This is a genomic window from Pseudomonas sp. F9001, assembly GCF_013385435.1.
GTDB lineage: Bacteria > Pseudomonadota > Gammaproteobacteria > Pseudomonadales > Pseudomonadaceae > Aquipseudomonas.
In genome coordinates, this window is sequence record NZ_JACAPX010000008.1 from 240,228 (window position 1) to 263,303 (window position 23,076).

28 protein-coding genes and 1 tRNA gene are annotated in these 23,076 nt (G+C 60.9%); 16 read left to right on the plus strand and 13 right to left on the minus strand.

Going from position 1 to position 23,076, the window contains the following annotated elements:
* Window positions 1-49: 49 nt before the first annotated feature.
* The 4 genes from HX818_RS06975 to HX818_RS06990 all read left to right on the plus strand — a co-directional run bounded on the left by HX818_RS06975 (window position 50) and on the right by HX818_RS06990 (window position 2,355).
* Window positions 50-262, plus strand: a complete 213-nt coding sequence (locus tag HX818_RS06975) for a cysteine-rich CWC family protein (RefSeq protein WP_003212042.1) — start codon at window positions 50-52, stop codon at window positions 260-262.
* On the plus strand, window positions 262-954 hold the full coding sequence (locus HX818_RS06980; RefSeq protein WP_177019702.1) for a pseudouridine synthase: 693 nt from the start codon (window positions 262-264) through the stop codon (window positions 952-954). Before HX818_RS06975 ends, HX818_RS06980 begins: the two co-directional genes overlap by 1 nt.
* Before the next feature lie 305 nt (window positions 955-1,259).
* A complete protein-coding gene (locus HX818_RS06985) occupies window positions 1,260-2,144 on the plus strand; it encodes an alpha/beta fold hydrolase (protein ID WP_003212046.1) in 885 nt (294 codons plus the stop codon).
* A 137-nt stretch (window positions 2,145-2,281) separates the two neighbouring features.
* A tRNA-Gly gene (locus HX818_RS06990) sits at window positions 2,282-2,355 on the plus strand.
* 105 nt (window positions 2,356-2,460) lie between these two features.
* Here HX818_RS06990 and HX818_RS06995 read toward each other — a convergent pair.
* The 3 genes from HX818_RS06995 to HX818_RS07005 form a co-directional block, all read right to left on the minus strand.
* Window positions 2,461-2,910 (minus strand): GNAT family N-acetyltransferase, encoded by a 450-nt coding sequence (locus tag HX818_RS06995; protein ID WP_177019703.1) that lies wholly within the window; start codon window positions 2,908-2,910, stop codon window positions 2,461-2,463.
* A 79-nt stretch (window positions 2,911-2,989) separates the two neighbouring features.
* Window positions 2,990-3,229, minus strand: coding sequence for a DUF6124 family protein (locus tag HX818_RS07000; protein ID WP_063032677.1), 240 nt, complete (start codon window positions 3,227-3,229; stop codon window positions 2,990-2,992).
* Between the two features lie 318 nt (window positions 3,230-3,547).
* Window positions 3,548-4,444 carry an SDR family oxidoreductase gene (locus HX818_RS07005; RefSeq protein ID WP_177019704.1) on the minus strand — a complete coding sequence of 299 codons (897 nt, stop codon included), beginning with the start codon at window positions 4,442-4,444 and terminating at the stop codon, window positions 3,548-3,550.
* Window positions 4,445-4,539: 95 nt separating this feature from the next.
* Here HX818_RS07005 and HX818_RS07010 point away from each other — a divergent pair, with 95 nt between their 5' ends.
* From HX818_RS07010 to HX818_RS07020, 3 genes are all read left to right on the plus strand, one after another.
* Entirely contained in the window at window positions 4,540-5,352 is an 813-nt protein-coding gene (locus HX818_RS07010) for a helix-turn-helix transcriptional regulator (protein ID WP_008437810.1), read from the plus strand.
* Between the two features lie 161 nt (window positions 5,353-5,513).
* A complete protein-coding gene (locus tag HX818_RS07015; protein WP_177019705.1) occupies window positions 5,514-5,807 on the plus strand; it encodes a type II toxin-antitoxin system RelE/ParE family toxin in 294 nt (97 codons plus the stop codon).
* Window positions 5,808-5,809: 2 nt separating this feature from the next.
* Complete coding sequence (locus tag HX818_RS07020) at window positions 5,810-6,118, plus strand: addiction module antidote protein (RefSeq protein ID WP_003212064.1); 309 nt, start codon at window positions 5,810-5,812, stop codon at window positions 6,116-6,118.
* On the opposite strand, the gene HX818_RS07025 is transcribed toward HX818_RS07020, so the two are convergent.
* Both HX818_RS07025 and HX818_RS07030 read right to left on the minus strand, forming a co-directional pair.
* Window positions 6,111-7,301, minus strand: a complete 1,191-nt coding sequence (locus tag HX818_RS07025) for an MFS transporter (protein ID WP_177019706.1) — start codon at window positions 7,299-7,301, stop codon at window positions 6,111-6,113. The two genes, HX818_RS07020 and HX818_RS07025, sit on opposite strands and share 8 nt — an antisense overlap.
* Entirely contained in the window at window positions 7,298-8,461 is a 1,164-nt protein-coding gene (locus HX818_RS07030; RefSeq protein ID WP_008437807.1) for an MFS transporter, read from the minus strand. Before HX818_RS07030 ends, HX818_RS07025 begins: the two co-directional genes overlap by 4 nt.
* 95 nt (window positions 8,462-8,556) lie before the next feature.
* On the opposite strand from HX818_RS07030, the gene HX818_RS07035 reads away from it, so the two are divergent.
* From HX818_RS07035 to HX818_RS07060, 6 genes are all read left to right on the plus strand, one after another.
* Window positions 8,557-9,465: a LysR family transcriptional regulator gene (locus HX818_RS07035; RefSeq protein ID WP_087692622.1), complete on the plus strand. Its 909-nt coding sequence runs from the start codon at window positions 8,557-8,559 to the stop codon at window positions 9,463-9,465.
* Between the two features lie 171 nt (window positions 9,466-9,636).
* Window positions 9,637-9,819 carry a type II toxin-antitoxin system HicA family toxin gene (locus HX818_RS07040; protein ID WP_003189411.1) on the plus strand — a complete coding sequence of 61 codons (183 nt, stop codon included), beginning with the start codon at window positions 9,637-9,639 and terminating at the stop codon, window positions 9,817-9,819.
* A gap of 23 nt (window positions 9,820-9,842) precedes the next feature.
* Window positions 9,843-10,253, plus strand: coding sequence for a type II toxin-antitoxin system HicB family antitoxin (locus tag HX818_RS07045; protein ID WP_003212074.1), 411 nt, complete (start codon window positions 9,843-9,845; stop codon window positions 10,251-10,253).
* A gap of 22 nt (window positions 10,254-10,275) precedes the next feature.
* A complete protein-coding gene (locus tag HX818_RS07050; RefSeq protein WP_003212076.1) occupies window positions 10,276-10,608 on the plus strand; it encodes a hypothetical protein in 333 nt (110 codons plus the stop codon).
* Between the two features lie 89 nt (window positions 10,609-10,697).
* Window positions 10,698-11,180 (plus strand): methylated-DNA--[protein]-cysteine S-methyltransferase, encoded by a 483-nt coding sequence (locus tag HX818_RS07055; RefSeq protein WP_177019707.1) that lies wholly within the window; start codon window positions 10,698-10,700, stop codon window positions 11,178-11,180.
* Window positions 11,181-11,290: 110 nt separating this feature from the next.
* Entirely contained in the window at window positions 11,291-11,704 is a 414-nt protein-coding gene (locus HX818_RS07060) for a low affinity iron permease family protein (RefSeq protein ID WP_177019708.1), read from the plus strand.
* Window positions 11,705-11,760: 56 nt separating this feature from the next.
* On the opposite strand, the gene HX818_RS07065 is transcribed toward HX818_RS07060, so the two are convergent.
* The gene (locus HX818_RS07065) at window positions 11,761-12,288 is read right to left on the minus strand and encodes a DUF4142 domain-containing protein (protein WP_003212082.1); all 528 of its coding nucleotides are present in this window, start codon (window positions 12,286-12,288) and stop codon (window positions 11,761-11,763) included.
* 156 nt (window positions 12,289-12,444) lie between these two features.
* Window positions 12,445-13,368, minus strand: coding sequence for a LysR family transcriptional regulator (locus tag HX818_RS07070; RefSeq protein ID WP_177019709.1), 924 nt, complete (start codon window positions 13,366-13,368; stop codon window positions 12,445-12,447).
* 68 nt (window positions 13,369-13,436) lie between these two features.
* Here HX818_RS07070 and HX818_RS07075 point away from each other — a divergent pair, with 68 nt between their 5' ends.
* Window positions 13,437-13,925, plus strand: a complete 489-nt coding sequence (locus HX818_RS07075) for a DMT family transporter (protein ID WP_003212086.1) — start codon at window positions 13,437-13,439, stop codon at window positions 13,923-13,925.
* Here HX818_RS07075 and HX818_RS07080 read toward each other — a convergent pair whose 3' ends face one another.
* The 5 genes from HX818_RS07080 to HX818_RS07100 all read right to left on the minus strand — a co-directional run bounded on the left by HX818_RS07080 (window position 13,926) and on the right by HX818_RS07100 (window position 19,290).
* A complete protein-coding gene (locus tag HX818_RS07080; RefSeq protein WP_177019710.1) occupies window positions 13,926-15,257 on the minus strand; it encodes an MFS transporter in 1,332 nt (443 codons plus the stop codon).
* A gap of 59 nt (window positions 15,258-15,316) precedes the next feature.
* Window positions 15,317-16,255, minus strand: coding sequence for a hydroxymethylglutaryl-CoA lyase (locus tag HX818_RS07085; protein WP_177019711.1), 939 nt, complete (start codon window positions 16,253-16,255; stop codon window positions 15,317-15,319).
* Complete coding sequence (locus tag HX818_RS07090; protein ID WP_087692626.1) at window positions 16,252-17,445, minus strand: CaiB/BaiF CoA-transferase family protein; 1,194 nt, start codon at window positions 17,443-17,445, stop codon at window positions 16,252-16,254. Before HX818_RS07090 ends, HX818_RS07085 begins: the two co-directional genes overlap by 4 nt.
* Before the next feature lie 258 nt (window positions 17,446-17,703).
* Window positions 17,704-18,615, minus strand: coding sequence for a LysR family transcriptional regulator (locus HX818_RS07095; RefSeq protein WP_003212094.1), 912 nt, complete (start codon window positions 18,613-18,615; stop codon window positions 17,704-17,706).
* Complete coding sequence (locus HX818_RS07100; RefSeq protein ID WP_177019712.1) at window positions 18,616-19,290, minus strand: NAD(P)H-binding protein; 675 nt, start codon at window positions 19,288-19,290, stop codon at window positions 18,616-18,618.
* Between the two features lie 115 nt (window positions 19,291-19,405).
* Here HX818_RS07100 and HX818_RS07105 point away from each other — a divergent pair, with 115 nt between their 5' ends.
* Complete coding sequence (locus HX818_RS07105; RefSeq protein WP_177019713.1) at window positions 19,406-20,593, plus strand: MFS transporter; 1,188 nt, start codon at window positions 19,406-19,408, stop codon at window positions 20,591-20,593.
* Here the strand turns inward: HX818_RS07105 and yiaY are convergent.
* A complete protein-coding gene (gene yiaY / locus HX818_RS07110; protein ID WP_008437790.1) occupies window positions 20,560-21,708 on the minus strand; it encodes an L-threonine dehydrogenase in 1,149 nt (382 codons plus the stop codon). The genes HX818_RS07105 and yiaY overlap by 34 nt on opposite strands.
* A 127-nt stretch (window positions 21,709-21,835) precedes the next feature.
* Between yiaY and HX818_RS07115 the strand changes: the two genes are divergently transcribed.
* The gene (locus HX818_RS07115) at window positions 21,836-22,852 is read left to right on the plus strand and encodes a DUF4917 family protein (RefSeq protein ID WP_087692628.1); all 1,017 of its coding nucleotides are present in this window, start codon (window positions 21,836-21,838) and stop codon (window positions 22,850-22,852) included.
* Window positions 22,853-23,076: the final 224 nt, after the last annotated feature.

Genomic DNA, 23,076 nt, shown 5'->3' on the forward strand with positions numbered 1-23,076 from the left:
GCACACCGGGTTTCACCGGGACCTTGTCCGATACAGCCTGAACCGACCGATGACCACGCCAACCCTCTGCCCCGCCTGCGGCGCCCGCAACGATTGCGCCCTGGCCGACCCGCGCACTGCCGACCAGGCGTGCTGGTGCTATTCCGTCAGCATCGACCCCGCAGTGCTCGAAGCCTTGCCGGCGGAACTGCGCAATAAAGCCTGCCTGTGCCCGCGTTGTGCCCAGGTGGACGAACAACTGCGCGGCAACGAGCGGTCGTAATGCGCGTAGATCGTTTCCTCAGCAACCTGCCGCGCTTCAACCGTAAACAGGTTCGCCTGTTGCTGGTGGAGCGGCGGATCAGCGTCGACGGCCAGGCCATCAGCGATCCGCACCACCCGGTAAGCGAGTTCAGCCGTGTGTTGCTGGATGGCGAAGTGCTGCAAGCCGGCAAACCCGCGCGTTACTTCATGCTGCACAAACCCCAGGGCTGCGTCAGCGCCACGTCCGACCCGCAACACCCCACGGTGCTCGACCTGCTGGATGAACCTGACAAGCACGAGCTGCACATCGCCGGTCGTCTGGATTTCAACACCACCGGCCTGATGCTGATCACCAACGACGGCCAGTGGTCGCGCCGCCTGACCCAGCCGCAAACCAAACTGCCCAAGGTCTACTACGTCGAGACCGAGCAGGACATCGGCCCGCAATACGCGGCCACCTTCGCCGCCGGCCTGTACTTCGCCTTTGAAGACCTCACCACCCAACCGGCGGAACTGGAACTATTGGGCCCCAGAACGGCGCGCCTGAGCATCATTGAAGGGCGTTATCACCAGGTGAAGCGCATGTTCGGGCACTTCGACAACAAAGTGATACGCCTGCACCGCGAACGCATGGGACCGCTGGAGTTGGACGCAGCCCTTGCGCCAGGCCATTACCGGGCGCTTACAGAGGCTGAAATCCAACAGGTCTGATGACCGTTCAGCCGATGATGGCAAAAACCCACGCCATCGACTGGCGAACTGGCATCCCTGATGCTTGAATCAACCCAGCCAGCCGCAATCTGACTGGCGAGTCACCCCTACCTACAAGAAACACTTTGCCCGTCCGCACGCTTGACCTGCGGGCCTCTCACGGCAAATTGCCCGCCATAACAACACCCGTCGGCCAGCCAGTACCGGATCGACATGGGCCCTCACTTCCAGGCGTATGCCTACCTGTCACAAAGCTCGTGCAGAGTGATCTGCGCGCATTACCCGCTTGCCAGGAGTCTTACGACATGAGGCCAGAAATCGCTGTGCTGGATATACAGGGTCAGTATCGGGTTTACACGGAGTTCTATCGCGCGGACGCAGCAGCCAAGACCATCATCCTGGTCAACGGCTCAATGGCCACCACTGCGTCTTTCGCCCAGACCGTGAAAAGCCTGCACCCGACGTTCAACGTGGTTTTGTATGACCAGCCCTACGCTGGCCGCTCCAAAATCCACAACCGCCACGAGCATATGCTGACGAAAGAAGTCGAGGGCCAGATCCTTCTGGAACTCATCGACCACTTCGCCGCCGAACACGTGCTGTCCTTTTCCTGGGGCGGCGCCGCGACCCTCGTCGCCCTCGCCCATCGCCCGCGCCGTGTGGAAAAGGCCGTGATCAGCTCGTTCTCCCCGGTGATCAACGCCCCGATGCGCGACTACCTGGAGCGCGGTGTCGACTACCTCGGCAACCTCGACCGTGACCGCGTGGGCCACCTGGTCAACAGCACCATCGGCAAACACCTGCCGTCGCTGTTCAAACGCTTCAATCACAAACACGTGAGCAGCCTGGCCGAGCATGAGTATGGGCAGATGCACTTTCACATCAGCCACGTGCTCAACAGCGACCGGCTGTGCTACCTCAAGGCCGCTAAGCAGATTGATATACCGGTGTTGTTCTTGAACGGCGAATGGGACGAGTACACCAGTGCCCAGGATGCCAAGCTGTTTGGGCAACATATTGCGAAAAGCAGCTTCGGCACGATTCAGGCGACCGGGCACTTTCTGGATATGGAGCACAAGGCCGCGTGCCGGGATAGCCGGGAGGCGTTGATGGGCTTTTTGAGACCGGAGCAGCAGCCAAGCCGGTTGCGGTACCACGCGTCACAGCCACAGCATGCGTTTGCCGTATGAGCGGTGGGGTTGTGGGCGGGCCGGATTTCCCAGGAGGTCCGCCTGCCCACGATCGACCGTTGGCACGTAAAACACAGAATTTTCGAAGAAAAACTTCAAATCCGTGAGCACATCTGGTACAAAGTCAGCCGCTCTGAGCGGGTATAGTTTAGTGGTAGAACGAAAGCTTCCCAAGCTTTAGATGAGGGTTCGATTCCCTCTACCCGCTCCACTCAGATTTTGCTCCTGCGTCAGGCTGGTTGTTGACGGGGGATGTGTAAAAAACCGGTCCTTGGTGGCCGGTTTTTTTATGCTCGAAATTTGCGAGGGCTGCCGATCACCGAACAACCTTGAAATAGACAAGCTCCGGATCACCCTCATCCAGATTCTCAATAACGCCACTGCGCAAGAATCCAGCCTTGGATATGAGTTGCTGTGAAGCGACGTTTGAGCTGTTCGTGGAGGTGAAGAGCTTATCCGTCTTACATCGGGATTCGGCGGCTACAAGCAGCAGAAGCGCGATGCCTTTGCGCTGGTGTTCAGGAGAGACAACCACCAGTGAAACAAAGCCATTCCCGAAAAAATCATAGGTAAGTACGAGATAGCCGACGACGCTGCCAGCTTCCACCGCAACCAAGCATTGATGCTTCTCAACAGCCTGGTGAATAAGCTCGCCACGGCTGACATTCGATTTCGCGTAAGCGTCGAGTTCAACCATTGCACTCACGTCTTCAAATGTTGCCTCTCGGGTCGACGGATCTGTGCTTGTCTCGCTGTTCCGGGTCATCGGTACTGACTCCCAACACGTCAAAATCGGCTGCCCTTCCCTTGGTATGTGCGGCCTGGAAGGGAAAGCCTTTATAGAATCAAGAAACCCGATCCACTCGGTCCTGCACGGCTTCTACCAGTAAAAGCCCCAGCTCAATCATTTGCTGAATTGCCAATGCCAAACAGCGATGCTCGTCTGGCAGGTTATCGGCAAATTCGTTGGTCATTGCGCCAGCGCCGGCAATGGTTTCGTAGGCGTTGGCGAGTAATGCATCGGTGCCGATTTCGGGACGTACGCTGAATATTCTTACGGGTGAATTATACGAGTCAGTACACATCTGTTGATCCTCAAGAAGGACCACCACCCGGCGTAACGGAAAATAGGGTGGCAGCTGTACGCAGGTTAGTAGACCGGGAAGTTTCAGAACCGGCGCGCCCGAAGACGCCCTGCGCACAGCTACCATTAGGCACAGGCAATAAAATGCCTGACCGACAGAACAGCCGTACGCCAAAACTTCACAGGGCTACTAAACCCGACCGCTGATGGGCAGCGGCTGACGAACCTTAAAGAGGTCGTCCAACGCGCACAACCGGGACGATTCTGATGGTTGTGTAGGCAATGGAGCAAGGTTCAAATATTCAGGCCAATCCGCGCTTCAGCCTTCAATTCCCTCCAACTGCGCAAGATCCGCAAGCAACCCCGGCCCCACAGGTTCCCATCCCAACTTCTTGCGCGTGATCGCACTGGATGCAGGCATATCGTGAGCGGTAAACCTTGCCAACCAACCAAAAAACCCCTGAGCCTCTTGCGCCGAAATGGATTTAACCGGCAACCCTAGCCGCGTCCCCAACACCTCGGCAATCTCCCGTTGCGACACACCCTCCTCCGCCACCGCGTGATACCTCGTGCCCGGCTCGGCCTTTTCAATCGCCAGCCTGTAGAGCCGAGCCACATCCAGAATATGTGCCGCCGGCCAACGGTTTTTCCCGTCGGCGATGTAAGCGCAAACGCCCTTCTCGCGATACAACTCGATCACCGGGCTAACCAGCCCCTGCCTGACGGTGTCGTGTACTTGAGGCAAACGCATCACCGACACATTCACCCCCGTCGCGGCTACAGCGTTAGCCGCTTCTTCCGACGCTGCACGAGGAATTTGCGCTGAGGTAACCACCGCACCATCCTCCGTCGCCAACTGCCCCGGCACGGTGCTCGCAATTCCGACACCGGAGGTAATGATCAGCGGTCGATCCGACCCGGCAAGTGCCTCTCCCAGCGCCTGGATAACCCGGCGGTCGTCCTCGCAGTTCGCGACGAATTTCGAGAAGTCGTGATTGAACGCCAGGTGAATCACGCCATCCGCCTGGGCAACACCAGACTTGAGGCTTCCCAGGTCCTCAAGCGACCCACGATGTACCTGAGCCCCGGCGGCCTCCAGCGCTGCCACCTTGTCATCCGAGCGGCACAACCCCAGCACCTGATGGCCCGCCGCGATCAGTTCCTTGACGACAGCCGACCCGATAAATCCGCTGGCACCCGTTATAAATATGCGCATGAACCGTATCTCCGTGTGTATTCAGAGACTAATCTGTGCGCTTGCCCTATACGGGTAAAGTAGTGAAGTTATCAGGGTATAGAGGCTAACAGGCTATGAGCGCAAACCAGTTGGGCAGCTATCTGAAAGACCGACGTACCCGGCTTGATCCGGCGGCATTCGGCTTCTCATCGGCACGACGGCGTACGCCAGGTTTGCGCCGCGAAGAGGTGGCCCAACGCGCGAACATCAGCCCTACCTGGTACACCTGGCTCGAACAGGGCCGTGGCGGCGCGCCGTCGGTGGAAGTGCTGGAGCGGATTGCCCATGCGCTGATGTTGACCGATATCGAACGCGAGCATCTGTTCCTGCTGGCCTTCGGACGCCCACCCGAAGTGCGCTATCAGCAAAACGAAACGGTGACGCCACGCCTGCAACGGGTACTGGATGCCTTGAACCCCAGCGCCGCGATCCTGCGTACGGCGACCTGGGACGTGGTGGCCTGGAACCAGGCGGCGACGGTGATGTTGATGGACTACGGATCCCAGGCGCCGGAACAGCGAAATATCCTGCGGTTCATGTTCCTTGATCCCAATTCCCGCGCGGCCCAATACGACTGGGAAAGCGTGGCGCGGTTTGTGTTGGGGGCTTTCAGGATTGATACGGCGCGCTCAGGCGCGGCGGAGCAGGTGCAGCCGCTGGTGGATGAACTGTGTCGACGCAGCCCTGAATTTAAGGCGATGTGGAGCGAAAACGATGTTCAGGGCGCCCATGGTGATCGCATCAAGCGGATACGCCATTCGGTGTTGGGGCCGATCGAATTTGAGTATTCGGTGTTTGCGGTCGATGGGCGCAAGGATCTGAATATGGTGGTGTACAACCCGGCGACGCCGGAGGATGCGCAGCGGATCGCATCCTTGATGGATTAGGCGCCAGCAACTGCAAGAGACTTCGACACTGCAATCGCTCGCAACAAGAGACCATTTGAATCCTTAGCCTTACTCACATCATTCTCCTGCGCCTAACCGCGCCGCGCGCACGTGCTCATGCCTATTGCCAGCCAGTATCCATATGGATACAGTGAGAACCCGTGAACTATCATGTCCAGCAAACGCAGACTTTCATTACCTGGCATTCAGCAATACGTGATTTACGCGCAAAAATCGCCATCGCCCGGCGCATCGATCGCGCATCTGCTGGCAATCCGGGCGATATAAAGACGGTAGGCAATGGTGTCTCGGAAATGCGCGTAGATATCGGTCTGGGTTATCGAGTGTATTTCACGCAGCGAGGAAGAACCGTCATCGTCTTGCTGGCCGGTGGCGACAAATCCTCACAAGACGCCGACATCCGGCGAGCAAAAAAACTGGCAAAGGAAGTTTGATCATGAGCCAAACACTGACGACATTTGATATGGCGGCACTGCTCGACAGTGATGAAGCCATCAGCGAATACCTTTCTCAAGTTCTGGCCGACGGCGATAACGAGGAGTTCCTCAGGGCCGTCGGGTACGTGGCCAAAGCTCGCGGGATGGCGCGGGTCGCGACCGATACCGGCATGGGCCGTGAGAGTCTGTACAAGGCATTTGCCCCTGGAGCAAAGCCCCGCTTCGAAACGGTACTCAAGGTGCTTCACGCACTGGGTATCGATCTGCAAGCACAGCCGGGGCATGTCGCCAATCATTCGATTATTTGAGTGAGCAGCCCCGCTGCACCACCCACGCCAACGGCAACGTCAGCAACAACATCCCCGCCAGCACCATCACCGCCACCGGCACGCCCATCAAGTCCCCCAGCCCGCCAAACAGAACCGGCGCCAACGCGCCACCTCCGATGGTGCCGGTGTAGAACACGGCAAACGCCTGCTCTCGTTTACCTGCGCCAGCGAGATCCGGCACCGCGCCGTACAACACCGAAGAGGTGCCATTCAACGCCAGCCCCAACACCGGCAATATCACCATCAACCCGCTCAACGGCAGGTACACCGCCGCGACGATCAACAGCGCCGTGACGGTTTCCGTCAGCCACACGGTTTTCATCATGCCGATGCGTGCGCCGAGGTAGCCGCAGAGCAATTTGCCGAAGGCGCCGCCGATAAACAGCATGGTCAGCGCGAGACCGATGCCCGCAGTGCCGGCGCCTTTAGCTTGCAGAAGAAAGGGCAGAAACGTGAGAAAGCCCATGCGCACGGCACTGTCGAGTGTGCCCGTGACGATCAGCGCACGCAGGCCGCTGACGGAGCCGCTTCCTACCAGTGTCCTGGCGGTTTTCCCGGAAGTGGACGCCGCTGCCTGCGTTGGGATCAGCCACCACAGCAACCCCGCCGCAGCCAATCCCAGCATTCCAAGAAGCGTGACGCTCGCGCGCCAGCTGGTGACGGTCAGCAACAGGCCGACCAGCCCGGGAACCAGGGTTTTGCCAATGTCCCCGGAGAAGTTGTATTGAGACAGCGCTTCCTTGACCCCACCACCGTTCTCGTAGGTATCGGTGATCATTGAAGAAGCCAGCGGATGCTGAGTACTCGCCCCCAGCCCGCCCAACAGCAGCGCCAGCAACAACATGCCCAACCCGGTCGCCTGTCCCACCAACAGATAAGCAACACCGGCAAGTGCCGTGCCGCCCACCAGCATCGGCGTGCGTCCCCAGCGTTTGGCGGCGCGACTGGCCATCAGCTGAAACACCGCCATCATCCCGGAATAGGCACCGCGCAGCAGGCCGACCTGGGCGTAGGTCATGCCGAACTGCGCTTGCCAGATCGGCAGCAGCACGTAGATCACATCGGTCAGGCCATCGTGAATCGCGTGGGCGCTGCAGCCGGCGATCAACGAGCGGCGACGGGCGGAAGTCTCGGGTACCGGCAGGGCAACGGCATCGTTCATGAGGTCTTGCTCAGTTCAGGTTGGAGGGGCTTCCAGCCCGCCAGGGCGATCAGCAACGACAGTAGCTGGAAACCGATGATCAGCGCCACACACCCCACCCAACCCCAACGCCCCCAGATCAGCGCCGGGACGATGGCACCGAAGCTGCCGCCCAGGTAATAGCAGGTGAGGTACAGGCCCACGGCACCGGCCTTGTTGTGGCGGGCGGTGGCAGTGGTAAAGGCGCTGGCCGCGGCCTGGGCGAGGAACACGCCCGTGGAGCTGAGGGCCAGGCCCAGCACGATGCACCACAGGGATGGCAGCAAGGTCAGGCCCGAGCCACAAACGCCAAGCACCGCAGCCGCCGTCAGCAGTTCGGATTGCGGGCGGGATTTGCTCAGGCGCCCGGCAACGGGAATGACCACCAGGGCCAGCAGGAACACCATATAGATCGTGCCCAGCGCCGCCGGGCCAAGGTCGAACGGGGCTTGGCTGAGGTAAAGGCCAGCGTAGGTAAACGTCGCCACTTGGGAGAACAGCACGCAAAATCCTACGGCGTAGGCTGCCAGCAACGGCGTGCCGAGCACATCGGCCCAGGTGGTTGAAGGTCGCGCAATTCGGGGTGGATTGCCCGGCAGCAGGAACTGGATAAACCCGCCCACCATCAGGCTCAACACTGCCAACAGCTCGAAGGCTTCACGCCAGCCGACGTACTCGGTCATCACACCGGTGACGAAGCGCCCGGCAAACCCGCCGAGCACGGTGCCGGCCACGTAGAGGCTGGTGACTTCGGTGACGGTGCCGCCGCGCCAGCGATCACCGATATAAGCCACGCTGGTGGCAAACACCACGGGGATCAGCATGCCTTCGATAAAGCGCCACACCAGCAGTTCGGCGAAGCTGCTGGCATAGGCAGTCATCAAAGCCGGCAACGCCAGCAACAGCGCGGCCGCCGAGATCACCGTGCGTTGCTCAAAACGCCCGGTCAGGCGGCTGACAAAGGGCGCTGTCAGCGCTACCGCCAAGGTGGTGACGGTAATGCTCCAACCGGCCGCCCTGGCGCTCACTTCAAAGTTGGCGGCAAGGGTCTGCAAAATGCTCTGGGTGGCGTAGAGGTTGAGAAACGCCGCGCAGCCACACAGGAACAGGGCAAGACGGGCACAATGCAGGCGCGGTTTCATGAAACCTCTCGTTTTATTATCTGAGGCCTTTATAGAATGACCCGCACACCCGAGACCAATACCGATTTCGAACCGATCAATACCCTGGGGCCAGGATGCTCGACCTACGCAAGCTGCGTTACTTTCTGACCGTCGCCGAAGAATTGCACTTCGGCCGAGCGGCCATTCGCCTGCACCTGGCCCAGCCGCCGTTGACCCGGCAGATTTCCGCGCTGGAGACTGAGCTGGGATTTCGCCTGTTCGACCGCACCAGTCGCACGGTTTCGCTCACTCCCCAGGGGCGCGCGTTCCTGCCCTACGCACGGGCGGTGCTGGAGCAGGTCGACCTCGCTGAAGTCATCGCGGGCAAACTGGCGGCGGGTGCCGCCGGGCAACTGGCGCTGGGTTACGTCAGTTCGATAGCCCTGTCGGACTTGTTCAGCCAAGCGATTCAAGCCTTCGCCCAACGCTTTCCCGATGTGCAACTGACGCTGGTGGAATGCGCCTCCGGCAGCCTGGGCGCACAGGTGGCTGATGGCCGCCTGGATATCGGCCTGAGCCGGTTACTGCCCCAGGACGGTCAGACTGAGGTGCAAGCGTTGTCGTTGGGTGAGGAGCGGCTGGTGGCGGCGGTGTCCAGCGACAGCCCGTTGGCCAACCAGGCCGAGGTCAGCCTGGCGCAGTTGAGTGGGTACCCGTTGATTCTGTTCCCTGCCGATTATGGCTCGGGGCTTAACCAGTCCATTGAGCAGCTTTATCGGCACAAAGGTTTGCCACTAAGGGCCGGGCCGTCGGGACGGCAAATTACCTCGATCATTGCACTGGTGGCGGCGGGACAAGGTGTGGCGCTGGTGCCGGAATGTACGCAGAGTTTGATGAACAAGGGCGTGACGTATCGGCCGTTGGTGGACGCGGAAGCGTATGCACGGCTGCTCGTTCTTACGCGCAGCGGCGCAAGCAGCTTGATGGTCACGGCATTTCTCACGGTAATTGATGAGTTGCTGCAGGCTCGTCAGAAAGCCTGATTGTTCTCTCGAAAAACCTCGCAATACCTCCGTCGGGCACCGTCCCCATGCGCTCATACACTGCATACAGCCCCTACAGAAACACCGGTCATCGACCGCTGGTAGGTAGAGTGTTGATAATTTATTTTCAGTGGTTATAGTCTCCACCAACACACACCACAAGGAGGTGCTGTGGACAGCCGATATTTGATAGGTCACATCGTTGCGGATGGCTGGTATCTGGTGCGAATCAGAGGCAGCCATCATCATTTCAAGCACCCGACAAAGCCGGGGCTGGTGACGATTCCCCATCCTAAAAAGGACCTGCTGGACAAGACCGCAAAGAGCATTTTGAAACAAGCTCTGCTCAGCTAACACGTTCGTGGAGGACAACAAACATGCTGTACCCAATCGCAATTTCAACCGGTGACGAGGACCATGCCTGGGGTGTGGAAGTCCCGGACATTCCCGGTTGCTTCTCAGCTGGAGATGATCTGGACGACGCCATGGCCATGGCCCGCGAAGCGATCGAAGGCCACTTCGAGATCCTCGCAGAAGACGGTGCGCCCATTCCTACAGCACAGAAAGTCACCCTCCATGCCGCCAACCCGCAATATGCCGGCTGCACGTGGGCGGTGGTGGATATTGATGTGACCAAGTACCTGGGCAAGGCACAGAAACTCAATATCACGTTGCCCGGCTATCTGCTGAACCGCATTGACGAATACGTCCTGCATCATCCGGAAGAAAAAAGCCGTTCGGGCTTTCTTGCGTCTGCTGCCCTCAAGGTATTGCAACAGGACCGGTAACAGCACTTCAAGGAACCGCGCAATGCTCCCTCCCTCACACCGCACGCCCAGCCCCGTACTGCGCAAGGTACTGGGCTGGGTGCTGATCGCTCCTCTGCTGCTCTCGTTCCTCAGGCTGCCCTTTGCGCTGGGACTCGTGTTGGTGCTGGCGTCCATCACGGCCTCCGTTTATGGCGCCCGGTTCGCCCAACTGCATGCCAGTCGGCGTGTAACCGTATTTGCCGTGATCATCACGCTGCTCAACATCGCTTCATTTTTTGTCATTGGCACGGCATCGGTACTCAAGGCGCTGTACTGGTTCTCGTGGTTTTATTGGTATCCGTATTACGCCGATTGGGTTTACTGGAACTTCTAAGTCGTTCGCGAATTCGACCGCAAGAAACGTAGTTCCACCCTGGGCCGGCCCATCTACAGTAGAGCCATATCCACTCAAGGAGCCCGACCATGTCCTACGAATACAAATACATGCCCTCCCCCGTCGGCCAACTGACCCTCGTGGCCCGTGACGGAAAACTCACCGCCATCCTCTGGGAAAAAGAGCGGCCCAATCGCGTTCGCCTGGGTGCCCTGCAAGAAGCCAGCAACAGCCCAATACTGCTGGAGACCGAGCGACAGTTGAAGGAGTACTTCGCCGGTGCCCGCAATCGTTTCGAGCTGGAACTGGACTTCGCCGGCACCGACTTCCAGAAGAAAGTCTGGCAGGCGCTGTTGACCATCCCGTTCGGAGAGACCCGCAGCTACAGCCAGATCGCTGCGCAGATAGGCAACCCCAAGGCCGTGCGTGCCGTCGGCGCCGCCAACGGGCGCAATCCGATTTCGATTGTTGCGCCGTGCCATCGGGTGATTGGTGCGTCGGGTGGCTTGACCGGGTTCGCCGGCGGGCTTGAGGCCAAGCAGTATCTGCTGGCGCTGGAGGATCACGGCTGACCCCCAGCAGGAAAACGTACAACTTTGTTCAGACCCTCAATTGTAAAAAGAAATTTCAGAGCGCGCCTGCGGTCAGTATTTTCATCACCCACCCTTATAGGAAAACGGTCATGAAATTCTCCGCCATCTCACAATCCCTGTCCCGCTGGGCAGGCAGCGCCCGCACGTTCTACGCGGCGGTAGCGTTGATCCTCCTGTGGAGTTTGAGCGGGCCTTATTTCCACTACAACGACACGTGGCAGCTGATCATCAACACCTCCACCACCATCATCACCTTCCTGATGGTGTTCCTGATCCAGAACACGCAAAACCGCGACAACGACATTTTGCATATCAAGATCGACGAACTGCTGCGCGCCACCAAAGACGCGCAAAACGCGGTGCTAAGCCTTGATGGCCTTGATCGCAAGCAGCTTGAGAAGTTGCGCAAGGAATACAAGACCATGGGCGACAGCGAAACCATCACCGTCACCACGCTGACGACTGAACCCGCACAGCCCAAGACCGACCTGAATCAGGCATAAAAAAACGGCGGTTGGAGCTTATCCAACCGCCGTTTTTTGTGAACGGGTCAAGGCAATCAACCGTCGCCCTGGTGACCCTTACCGTACGTCGACGCCAGCGCCCGGGCTTTCTCCAGGCGCTCTTCCAACTTGGGCAAGGTCTCATCCACCAAAGCCTTTATTTCCGGGATATCCGACTCGGCGCCCTCCTGCTTGAACAAGGCGATCGCGTCTTCGTTGGCCTTGATCTGCTGGGCGGTGTAGGCGGCGTCAAAGGAGTCGCCGTCCTTGAGCTCGGGCATCAGCGATTCGGCCTTGTCGACGATCTTGTCCCGTGGGGCCACCGGCAAGTCGAGCTTCTTGGCGATGGCCGCCAGGTGCTGATTGGCCAGGGTGCGTTCATTGATGACTTCGATGGTGTAGTCCTTGATCTCTTGGGACGAAGTCTTGGCGTGTGCCATGCGGCTGGTCTCGATATCGGCCATGCCCTTGGCCGAAGCCTGCTCGATGAAATCGGCAGGCGACTGGGCGAAAGCATTGCTGGCGCCGAGGCCCAGCAGCATCGCGAAACTGGCGGTGCGTAACCGGATAGCCATGCGGCTCATGATGGGTTCCTCCAGGTAATAAACAGGTGCAGGGAAACGAGCCCCGCTCTGAATCTGAATTTTCAGGGCGGTAAAGGTTTAGAAAAAACTTGTTAGTGCGACGAACGGTCGTCATGCCCTGCTGCCAAACAGGCCCGGTAACAAACACGGTATTTATCAACCGCGCTCAGACAATACGCCCTGCACCTGCCCATTCAACCACTGCAACGCCGGGTCCCCGCCCCGCCGCGAATGCCACGCCAGCACAAACGCAAACGACGGAATGTGAAACGGCGGCGGCACCGCCAACAACTGTTCGTGATCAATGTTGAGCAGCCCGCGAGACGACACGGTAAGAATCAGGTCCGTGCCCTGGATCAACTGCGGCGCAACACCCCAATGAGGCAAGCTGATAGCCACGTGCCGGCGCTCACGAATCGCCGTCAGCGCCCTTTCGATTTCCGGGGTGCCGCTGCCACGCATTTCCAGCAACACGTGGGGCCGCGCCAGATAGGTGGGCAGGTCGAGTACACCGCTTGCCGGCAGGCTGTCGCGGTCCACCAGGCACACGTAATGCTCTTCAAACAGCGGCGTGCTGCGCAGTTCGGCAGGCATGTCGGGAAACACCCCGGCGGCCAGGTCGATATCGCCATTGAGCACACCGTCAAGCATGCCTTCGCGGCTGGCCTGGATAATCTGCAAATCAATCCCCGGCGCTTCCCGGCGCAAGGTGCGCACCAGCCCCGGCAAGAAAATCGCCGCACTGTAGTCCGACATGGCGACCCGGAAGGTGCGCTTGGCCGACGCCGGATCAAAACGATTGGGCTCCAGCAGCGCCTGTACCTGGGCCAGCGCTTCCGCCAGCGGCATGGCCAGTTCCAGAGCACGAGCAGTGGGCACCAGCGAACTGCCCTGGCGCACCAGCAACGCGTCTCCGAGCAAGTCCCGCAACCGCGCCAGCGCGTGGCTCACCGCCGGCTGGCTCAGGTGCAGGCGCTCGGCGGCACGGGTCACGTGTTGCTCGCTGAGCAAGGCGTCAAGGATCACCAGCAGGTTGAGGTCGATGCGTCGTAGATCATTCATCAGCTGCATGTTCTGCATAAGAACTTGGAATTTAAATTTGCGCGACGAATAGCCTAGAGTCCAGCAAAACCTCTGGGATATTGATCATGACGACGTTGCATTGGGTAGGTTTGTTGCTGTTGGCCGCGTTCGCCGGGGCAGTGGTGCCGTTTCAAAGCGCGATAAACGCCAACCTGGGACGCGGCCTGGGGCATCCGCTGTGGGCCACCCTCGCCTCGCTGCTGGTGAGCATCATCGTGCTGCTGCCGGTGATCCTGGCCCTGCGCCTGCCGCTGCCCAACCTGGGTTTTATCACCAAGGCGCCGCTGTGGATGTGGAGCGGCGGCGCGTTCGGCGTGTGCTTCATTTCGCTGGCGTTGATCCTGATGCCCAAGCTCGGCGCCTCGGGGTTTATCGCCCTGGCGATGGCCGGTCAAATCGTCGCCTCGTTGATGCTGGACCACTTCGGCTTGTTCGGGCTGGTGGAGCGCCAATTGACCGCGCCCCGGTTGATCGGGGCGCTGATGTTGATTGGCGGTGTGGCCCTGATTCAATTCAGTGCCGCACCCACCCGCTCGCTGGTGACCGCCGGCTGATCAGCGCTTGTCGAGGGTGCGCAGCTTCTGTGGCAAGCCCCACAGCAACAGCGCCGCCGCCAGCAACGCACACACGCCGATGACATACAGCGCCGGCGTGGTGCTGCCGGTGAGGTCCTTGATCCGGCCGACCATCACCGGGCTGACGATGCCGCCGAACTGGCCCAACGTGTTGATCACCGCGATCCCGCCAGCAGCGCCCGCGCCGGCACCGGCCAACAACTTCGGCGGCAGCGTCCAGAACGTCGGGATCGAAGCGATGATCCCCGCGCCCAGCAAGCTCAGGGCGACGATCAGGAACGTGGTGTGATCGGCAAAGATCCCGGCACAGAAGAACCCCACCGCCCCCAGCGCCACCAGGCCGCTGACGAACTTGCGACGTTCGCCGGTGGCGTCGGACAAGCGTCCGATCACCACCATGCTGATGGCGCCGCAGACGTAGGGAATCGCCGTCAGCAAGCCGATCATCACCGGGCTCTGGGTGCCGGCGCTGCGGATCAGTTGCGGCGCCCAGAAATTCAGGCCGTAGGACGCCACCTGGATCAGGAAGTAGATAAAACCCAGCATCAGGAAGCCTGGGATACGCAATGCAGCCAGCAACGAGCCACCGCTCTTGTGGGGTTCATGCACGGCAATGCGACTGGCCAGCAACGTCTTCTCCGCCGAGGTCAGCCAGTGGGCGTCCTCGATACGGTCCTTGAGCAGCTTGAGCACCAGGAACCCCAGGCCCACACAGGGCAAGCCACCGAGCAAGAACAACCAGTGCCAGCCGCGCATTTGCAGCACACCATCGAGGTGTTCCAGCACCAGCCCGGAGAACGGCGCGCCCACCAGCCCGGCAAACGCCGACGCCAGGAACAGCATCGACGTGATGCGCCCACGGAAGTGCTGCGGGAACCACAACGTCAGGTAATACAGCACGCCCGGGGCAAACCCGGCCTCCATCGCACCGATGATGAAACGCAGGCCGTAGAACTGCCATTCGGCCGTGACGAACACCATAGCGGCCGTCGCCAGCCCCCACGACATCATGATGCGAGCGATCCAGCGGCGGGCGCCGACCTTGTACAGCATCATGTTGCTCGGCACTTCAAAGATCACATAGCCCACCACAAACAGCCCGGCGCCGAGACCATAGGCAGTGTCACTCAGGCTCAGGTCGGCCTGTAGCTGGAACTTGGCGAAGCTGATGTTGATGCGGTCAAAAAACGCGAACAGGTAGCAGACCATGATCAGCGGCATCAGGCGCCAGGCGACCTTGCTGACCAGGGCTTTTTCGGCATCGTGTTCAGCGGCCGGGCGCACGCCGGCCTCCAACGTATTAAGGCTCATCGATTCTCTCCAGCGGACTGCTCGCAGGCGTCCGATTGTTTTTGTTGTCTGGTTACGGCTTACAAGGTGGCGATGTAGGCCGGTGGCGGATGCAGGTCGCAATTGCGCCCGGCCTTGGCCACCTGGCCCGGCAATTCGTGGCCCAGCAAGGCTGGCAATTGCCGCGACATTTTCAGCAGGTGCGGCAGGTCGATGCCGGTGTGGATCCCGACTTCATCACACAGGTTGACCAGGTCTTCAGTGCAGATATTACCCGACGCGCCGGGCGCAAACGGGCAACCGCCGAGGCCGCCCAATGCCGCATCAAACCGCCGCGCACCGGCCTCGTAGGCGGCCAGCACATTGCACAAACCCAGGCCGCGGGTGTTGTGGAAATGCAGGGTCAGGTCGCTCGCCGGAACACATTCGAGCACGCGCTTGACCAGGCGCTCGACCTGACGCGGATTGGCCATGCCGGTGGTGTCGGCCAGGCTGATGCCCTGGATGCCCAGCTCGCGGTAGGCGTCGACCAATTGCAGCACGCGGTCCTCATCGATCTTGCCCTCGAACGGGCAACCAAAAGTGGTCGCGATGCTGCCGTTGAGGCGCACCGGGTGCTCGGCAGCAAAGCTCACGATATCGCCGAACGCCGCCAACGAGGCTTCGCAACGCATGCGCATATTCGCCAGGTTGTGGGTCTGGCTGGCGGACATCACCAGGTTCAACTCATCGGCCCGGGACTCGATGGCACGCTGGGCACCCTTGAGGTTGGGGATCAACGCCACGTAGATGACCCCGGGGCGACGAGTGATGCCCTGGAACACCTGTTCCCCATCGCGCAAGGCGGGAATGGCCTTGGGCGACACGAACGAGCCGGCTTCGATCCGGGAAAACCCGGCCATGGACAGTTGGTCTATCAACGCGATCTTGTCGACAGTCTCGACCCAGGTCGGCTCGATTTGCAGGCCGTCACGGGGCGAGACTTCCTGCACGATCAGCGCATCGGAATAGTTTTTCATTGCACCACTCCCGAGGATTTCAGGCGTTGAATATCGGCGCCGCTCAGGCCCAGGTCGCCGAGGATTGAATCAGTGTGCTGGCCCAGGCTCGGGCCCTGCCAATTCACCGCGCCGGGGGTTTCCGACAGTTTGGGCACGATACCGGGCATCTTCACCGTGAGGCCGCCGGGCAGGTCGGCGCTGAGCAGCATGTCGCGGGCCTGGTAGTGCGGATCGGCGACGATATCGGCCACTGAATAGATGCGCCCCGCCGGTACTTCGGCGGCTTCCAGGGCACTGAGCACCTGGTCGATGGGCAGGCTGCTGGTCCAGTGGGTGATGGCGGCGTCCAGCAGGCCGCTCTTGGCAGCGCGGCCATCGTTGTGGGCAAACTCCGGCGCTTCGGCCAGGTCGGCGCGGCCGATGGCGAGCATCAGGCGCTTGTAGATCGGGTCGCTGTTGCCGGCGATCACCACATAGGCGCCATCGGCGGTCAGGTAGGTGTTGGACGGTGCGATGCCGGGCAAGGCGCCGCCGCTGCGTTCGCGCACATGGCCGAGCATGTCGTATTCCGGCACCAGGCTTTCCATCAGGTTGAACACGCTTTCGGCCAGGGACACGTCGACAATCTGGCCGTCGCCCTGGCCGGTCTTGACCCGCAGCAGCGACATCAGCGCGCCGATCACACCGTGCAGCGACGCCAGGGAATCACCGAGGCTCACGCCGACCCGCGCCGGTGGTGAATCCGGGTTGCCGGTGGTGTAGCGAATCCCGCCCATGGCCTCGCCGATGGCACCGAAGCCCGGGCGGTCGCGGTAAGGGCCGGTCTGGCCGTAGCCGGAGATGCGCACCAGGGTCAGCTTGGGGTTGAGGGCGTGCAGCACGTCCCAGCCCAGGCCGAGTTTTTCCAGGCCGCCGGGGCGCAGGTTTTCGATCAGCACGTCGGCGTCGCCCAGCAGTTGCTTGACCAGGTCCAGGCCTTCTGCCGACTTGAGGTCCAGGGCCAGGGACTTCTTGTTGCGCGATTGCAGGTACCACCACAGCGACGTGCCTTCGTGCAGCTTTCGCCATTTGCGAAGCGGATCGCCCTGCCCCATGGCTTCGATCTTGATCACCTCGGCGCCAAACTCGGCCATCAGCCGGGCGGCGAAGGGCGCGGCAATCAGGGTGCCGATCTCGATCACCTTGATACCGCTCAGGGGAGCCGTCATGGGGTGTACCTCTTGTTCTTGGAATGTGGGGCCAAGGCTAGAGGACGCAGGCAGTAGAAATCCAACCGTCAGTTGGCAACGAGCGTTCGCCAAATGCGAACGCTTGAGTAAGGACTGGTTGTGGCGAGGGAGCTTGCTCCCGCTGGAGTGCGTAGCGCTCCCGGCTTTTTTGGGGCTGCTACGCAGCCCAGCGGGAGCAAGCTCCCTCGCCACAGCAAGCTCCCTCGCCACAGCAAGGGCCCTCGCCACAGGGTTTGCTTACGCCTGCTCCCGCCGCAGGTAATCGAACAACAGCCGGCTCACCGGCGACAGCTGCGCCTCGTCACGCACCACCAGGATCAGGCTGCGGTCCGACCAGGCATCCGTCAGCGGCACCGCGTGCAAGCCCAACGCCCGGCCAAACAGTTCATAGGCTTTTTGCGGCAGGATGCCGATGCCCATGTTGGCCTGGACCATCCGGCACATGGCATCGAAGCCCGGCACATGGATCCGCAAGCGCAGCACCTTGCCCGCCTCCCGCGCCGCCGCATGGGTGCGCATGTTGATCGAACTGGCGGAATGCAGCCCCACGTAGTCGCTGTCCAGCGTCTCGGCGAACGTCAGGGTCTTGCGCGACGCCAACGGGTAATCCGCCGGCATCAGCACCACCAGTTTGTCCCGGCGATAGGTCACACCGGGCAGGCCTTTGGTATCGGTGTCGCTGGAACAGATGCCCAGGTCCGCAACGCCGTCAATCACACCCTGGACCACGCCGTTGCTGGGCCGCTCTTCCAGGTCGGCCTTCACCTGTGGATGCAGCGCGGAAAAGTCGCGCAAGTCTTCGGGCAGGAACTGAATGATTGCCGAGAGGTTCGCCAGCATCCGCACATAACCGCGCACGCCGTGACTGTGTTCGCCCAGCTCCAGGCCCATCTTCTCGACATTGAACAGCATCTGCCGTGCATGGTGCAGCAAGGTCTCGCCGGCAGCCGTGAGCTGCATGCCCTTGGCCTGGCGCACAAACAGGCTGACGCCCAGCACCTGTTCCAGCTCCATCAAGCGCTTGCTGGCCGCCGAGACCGCGATGGCTTCACGGGCAGCGGCGCGGGTCAGCGTGCCCTCCTCATGCACCGCCACAAACAATTGCAGGGTGATCAGGTCAAGGCGGCGAACCAGGCTTTTGTGCAGCATCTAGGCGCGCTCGGTGGCCAGGCGATTGATATCGGCCTGCTCCACCACCGGCAGAGGTGCGCCGTGCCGGACGGCCGAGAGCATCGCGCGGCCAACGGTTTCCGTGCTCACCACCCAGGCCGGTCGCACATGGCGCAGCAGCGACAACAACGGGCCGACCACGGTGTAGATGGACTGGTAGAGCGGGGTTTTCGAGCGCACGCCGTGCAACGGCTGGATCACCCCGGGACGGAACAGGTACACCGCCTTGAACGGCAGGCGCAGCAACGCATTCTCGGTCTTGCCCTTGATCCGTGCCCACATGGTTTTGCCGGTTTCGCTGCTGTCAGTCCCGGCGCCGGACACGTAGATAAAGGTCATCTGCGGGTTGAGCCGCGCCAGGGTGCTGGCGGCCACCAGCGTCAAGTCGTAGCTCAAATGGGTGTACTTGGCTTCATCCATGCCCACCGAGGACACGCCCAGGCAAAAGAAGCAGGCGTCAAAACCTTGCAGCAGATGCTCCAGGGGCTGGAAATCGAACATGTCGACATGCAGCACCTGATGCAGCTTGCCGTGTTCCTGGGTCAGCGCGGTACGGCCGACGGCGACGACTTCCTGCACGTCACTGGCCAGCAGGCACTCACGCAACACGCCCTGGCCGACCATGCCGGTGGCGCCGAATAATAGAACTCTCATAAGGTTGGTTCCTAAGCGACAAGCGGTTAGCTTCAGGCTGCAAGGTAGAGACAAACCCACTGGCAACTTGTAGCTTGCGGCTTGCAGCTTACTGCTCAACAGGATCTTTTGCCCCTTGAAAAGCACCACGACCCTCGCCATTGCCTGCAGCGCGGCCTTTTTGTCCCAGGTTGGCATCAGCAGTTATCTGCCCGCCGTGCCGGCGATTGCCTTGTCATTGACCGCTGCAGAGGACCAGGTGGCACTGGCCCTGGCGGTGTACTTGATCGGCATGGCGTTGCCGATGCTGCTCTGGGGCAGCCTCGGTGAGCGCCTGGGCAGAAAGCCGGTGTTGCTGGCAGCGTTGGCGTTGTATGCGCTGGCCAGTGCGGCGATTCCGTCCGCCTACAGCCTCGAATCGTTCCTCGGCCTGCGCCTGGTTCAAGGCCTCGGTGCGGGCGGTGTGTCGGTGATGGCGCGGGTGCTGGTTCGTGACAGCTTCAGCGGTGCCCTGTTGGCCAAAGGTTTGTCGTGGCTGGGCATGACGTTCGTGATCGCCCTGGGCATCGGGCAGTTTGTGGGCTCGCTGTTGCAAGTGGCGTTTGGTTGGGAGGCGATCTTTTATGGGCTGGCGGTCGCGGCTGTCGGCTTGATGATTGCGCTGCAACGGGTGGTGTTTGCAAGATTGGAAAAAGCCTCTGGACACGTCTCGGCCTGGCGCATCTACGGCACGATCCTGCGCCATCCGGCGTTCCTGCGGCCTGCGTTGGCGGGCGGTTTGGGTTACGGGGTGATCATCGCGTTCAACACCTGCGCACCGTTGATTTTGCAGGGCCATTTCCAGTGGAGCGCCGCGCAATATGGCTGGCTCGGCTGGCCGATCAGCGGGGCGTATCTGGCAGGGGCGTTGATGGTCAATCGCCTCGTCGCCCGCACCGGGCGCCTGTCGATGATGAGTTGGGGCGTGGCGTTGGTGATGTGCGGCAGCGCGACGATGTTGCTGGGCAGCCTGTTTGCCAATGGGCTGGCGATCCTGCTGTGGCTGCCGTATTGCCTGGCGGTGTTCGGCCAATCGATGAGTTATCCCATCAGCCTGTCGCTGGCCAATGATGAATCACCGGTGAGCGGCTCCTACGCCATGGCCTTGAGCGGCTTTATGCATCAGTTGATGGCTGCGGCGATCGGTGGCGTGGCCAGCCTGCTGGCGAGTCAGCAGGCCTGGCCGTTGGCGGTGTTATGCGTGACGCTGGCGGGCGGCGCACTGCTGTGCGTCGCCATGGCCAGGACTGATCAGAACGCGCTGCGGAAGATCTCTTCAATCTGACGCTGATCCGCGCGCCGTGGGTTGGTCAGGCCGCAGGCGTCCTTCAGGGCGTTGGACGCCAGCAGCGGGATGTCCTGCAACTTGGCGCCCAGCTCCCGCAACCCGGCAGGAATTTCCACATCCTGGGACAGGCTGCGAATCGCCGCGATGGCCGCCTGGGCGCCCTCTTCCACCGACGTACCCTTGATATCTGCGCCAAGGGCCCGTGCCACATGGCTCAGGCGCTCGGCGCTGACGCTGGCGTTGAAGCTTTGCACATGGGGCAACAGCACCGCATTGCACACGCCGTGAGGCAAGTCATACAGCCCGCCCAACTGGTGCGCCATGGCGTGCACGAACCCCAGGGACGCGTTGTTGAAGGCCATGCCGGCAAGGAACTGCGCGTAGGCCATGTTCTCCCGGGCGGCCAGGTCTTTACCGTCGCGCACCGCAATCCGCAGGTTGGCGCTGATCAGCTCGATGGCCTTGATCGCGCAGGCATCGGTGATCGGGTTGGCGGCGGTGGACACGTAGGCTTCGATTGCGTGGGTGAGCGCGTCCATGCCGGTGGCGGCTGTCAGGCCCTTGGGCATGCCGACCATCAGCGCCGGGTCGTTGACCGACAGCAGCGGCGTGACGTTACGGTCGACGATGGCCATTTTCACGTGGCGGGTTTCGTCGGTGATGATGCAGAAGCGGGTCATTTCGCTGGCCGTGCCGGCTGTGGTGTTGATGGCTACCAGCGGCAGTTGCGGCTTGGCCGACTGATCGACGCCTTCATAGTCACCGATGTGCCCGCCGTTGGTCGCACACAGGGCAATGCCCTTGGCACAGTCATGGGGTGAGCCACCGCCCAGTGACACCACGAAATCACAGGCACTCTGTTGCAGCAGCGCCAGGCCTTTTTCGACGTTCTCGACGTTCGGGTTGGGCTTGGCGCCGTCATAGATCACCGAGTCGATGTCTTGCATCGCAAGCTTCTCGGCGATCATGCTGGCCACACCTGCCTTGGCCATCCCGGCGTCAGTGACGATCAGCGCCTTGCGAAAACCATAGTTGCGAATCGCGGTCATGGCTTCGTCGAGGCAGTCGAGGCCCATGATGTTGACGGCGGGAATGAAGAAGGTGCTGCTCATGATGGCTAATCCTTTAAAGTCGTTATGCCTACAGCATCGACCTCGATTGCCTGCGGCATCTTGACCAGGATCAACGCCCGCTCGTGATAAAGTCACCGCCCAGCCGATTTCGAGTAGACCCGCCGCAATGAAGGATTCCCAGGATTTTGATGCCCACCTAGAAGACTGGAACGCCTTGCGCAGCAGTACCGCCATCAGCGGGATCCTGATCGGCAACGGCGCCAGCCGCGCAGTGTGGGAAGACTTTGCCTACGACTCGCTGTTCGAAAACGCCCGCACCGTGGAAGAAAAACCTCTGAGCCAGTCCGAACTCAGCGTGTTTGACGCGATGCAGACCCGCAGCTTCGAGCAGGTGCTGGGTGCACTGAAAACCACCAGCCGGGTCAACAAGGCCCTGGCGGTCAGCTCGGCTGCGCCGCGTAATCGCTATTACGCGATCAAGGAAGCGCTGATCAATACGATCCACAGCGTGCATATTCCGTGGCGCCTGGTGAAGCCGTCGACACTGGCGACCCTCCATCAGGAGCTGGCGAGTTACCCGACGGTGTTCACCAGCAATTACGACCTGCTCAACTACTGGGCGATCCTGCAGGCGCCGGGCATCGATGATCTGTTTCGCAGTGCCGATGCGAGCTTTGACCTGCGCAATACTGCCTGCGACACCACGCGCATTTTGTATCTGCATGGTGGCCTGCACCTGGTGCGTAACCTTGATGGTACGGCGCGTAAATTGCCGACCACTGACAGCACGTTGCTCAGCAGTTTTGCGATCAACAACACGATCAAGACGCTGGATGATGTGCCGTTGTTTGTCAGCGAGGGCAAGGTTGAGGAGAAGCTGAAGACCATTCGCAGTTCTGACTATTTGTCGTTCTGTTATGAGCAGTTGTTGGGCCATGAAGGTGGGCTATGCATCTTTGGGCATCACCTCGGCGCGCAGGATGTGCATCTGGTGCAGGCGATTCGACAGGCGAAGATCAGCACGTTGGCGATTTCGGTGTTTGGCCGCAGTGCGGGGTTTATCCAGCAGCAGAAGCGGCGTTTTGCGGAGTTGTTTGAGGGGATGGAGGTGGAGTTGCGGTTTTTTGATGCGCGTAGTCATGCGCTTGGGAATTCGGGGCTTTCGGTGCCCGTGGAGCGGTGATGGTAGTTGGGGTGGGGTGGGGTGGGGTGTACATATCCGTTGCTGCGGTAACGGCTACTTATGGTTTCGCTCTTACAGCGAGTCACTTTTTTACAAACGCCTAAAAAAGTAACCAAAAAACGCTTTGCCCCACCACTCGGTGCCTCGCTTAGGCTCGGCATGCCCGCACTCCGGCACGGCTCCGCGGGCCGCCGCGACGGGCCATCCATGGCCCGGCGCGGCTA

Bases quoted from the DNA above. Each gene is read 5' to 3' on its own strand.
- HX818_RS07085 (WP_177019711.1), bottom strand. From the start codon at position 16,255: ATGAAAAACTATTCCGATGCGCTGATCGTGCAGGAAGTCTCGCCCCGT.
- HX818_RS07020 (WP_003212064.1), top strand. From the start codon at position 5,810: ATGAGCCAAACACTGACGACATTTGATATGGCGGCACTGCTCGACAGT.
- yiaY (WP_008437790.1), bottom strand. From the start codon at position 21,708: ATGAGCAGCACCTTCTTCATTCCCGCCGTCAACATCATGGGCCTCGAC.
- HX818_RS06995 (WP_177019703.1), bottom strand. From the start codon at position 2,910: ATGACCCGGAACAGCGAGACAAGCACAGATCCGTCGACCCGAGAGGCA.
- HX818_RS07100 (WP_177019712.1), bottom strand. From the start codon at position 19,290: ATGAGAGTTCTATTATTCGGCGCCACCGGCATGGTCGGCCAGGGCGTG.
- HX818_RS07090 (WP_087692626.1), bottom strand. From the start codon at position 17,445: ATGACGGCTCCCCTGAGCGGTATCAAGGTGATCGAGATCGGCACCCTG.
- HX818_RS07035 (WP_087692622.1), top strand. From the start codon at position 8,557: ATGCTCGACCTACGCAAGCTGCGTTACTTTCTGACCGTCGCCGAAGAA.
- HX818_RS07060 (WP_177019708.1), top strand. From the start codon at position 11,291: ATGAAATTCTCCGCCATCTCACAATCCCTGTCCCGCTGGGCAGGCAGC.
- HX818_RS07070 (WP_177019709.1), bottom strand. From the start codon at position 13,368: ATGCAGAACATGCAGCTGATGAATGATCTACGACGCATCGACCTCAAC.
- HX818_RS07010 (WP_008437810.1), top strand. From the start codon at position 4,540: ATGAGCGCAAACCAGTTGGGCAGCTATCTGAAAGACCGACGTACCCGG.
- HX818_RS07050 (WP_003212076.1), top strand. From the start codon at position 10,276: ATGCTCCCTCCCTCACACCGCACGCCCAGCCCCGTACTGCGCAAGGTA.
- HX818_RS06985 (WP_003212046.1), top strand. From the start codon at position 1,260: ATGAGGCCAGAAATCGCTGTGCTGGATATACAGGGTCAGTATCGGGTT.
- HX818_RS07075 (WP_003212086.1), top strand. From the start codon at position 13,437: ATGACGACGTTGCATTGGGTAGGTTTGTTGCTGTTGGCCGCGTTCGCC.
- HX818_RS07055 (WP_177019707.1), top strand. From the start codon at position 10,698: ATGTCCTACGAATACAAATACATGCCCTCCCCCGTCGGCCAACTGACC.
- HX818_RS07065 (WP_003212082.1), bottom strand. From the start codon at position 12,288: ATGAGCCGCATGGCTATCCGGTTACGCACCGCCAGTTTCGCGATGCTG.
- HX818_RS07005 (WP_177019704.1), bottom strand. From the start codon at position 4,444: ATGCGCATATTTATAACGGGTGCCAGCGGATTTATCGGGTCGGCTGTC.
- HX818_RS07025 (WP_177019706.1), bottom strand. From the start codon at position 7,301: ATGAACGATGCCGTTGCCCTGCCGGTACCCGAGACTTCCGCCCGTCGC.
- HX818_RS07030 (WP_008437807.1), bottom strand. From the start codon at position 8,461: ATGAAACCGCGCCTGCATTGTGCCCGTCTTGCCCTGTTCCTGTGTGGC.
- HX818_RS07000 (WP_063032677.1), bottom strand. From the start codon at position 3,229: ATGTGTACTGACTCGTATAATTCACCCGTAAGAATATTCAGCGTACGT.
- HX818_RS07095 (WP_003212094.1), bottom strand. From the start codon at position 18,615: ATGCTGCACAAAAGCCTGGTTCGCCGCCTTGACCTGATCACCCTGCAA.
- HX818_RS07115 (WP_087692628.1), top strand. From the start codon at position 21,836: ATGAAGGATTCCCAGGATTTTGATGCCCACCTAGAAGACTGGAACGCC.
- HX818_RS07045 (WP_003212074.1), top strand. From the start codon at position 9,843: ATGCTGTACCCAATCGCAATTTCAACCGGTGACGAGGACCATGCCTGG.
- HX818_RS06975 (WP_003212042.1), top strand. From the start codon at position 50: ATGACCACGCCAACCCTCTGCCCCGCCTGCGGCGCCCGCAACGATTGC.
- HX818_RS07080 (WP_177019710.1), bottom strand. From the start codon at position 15,257: ATGAGCCTTAATACGTTGGAGGCCGGCGTGCGCCCGGCCGCTGAACAC.
- HX818_RS06980 (WP_177019702.1), top strand. From the start codon at position 262: ATGCGCGTAGATCGTTTCCTCAGCAACCTGCCGCGCTTCAACCGTAAA.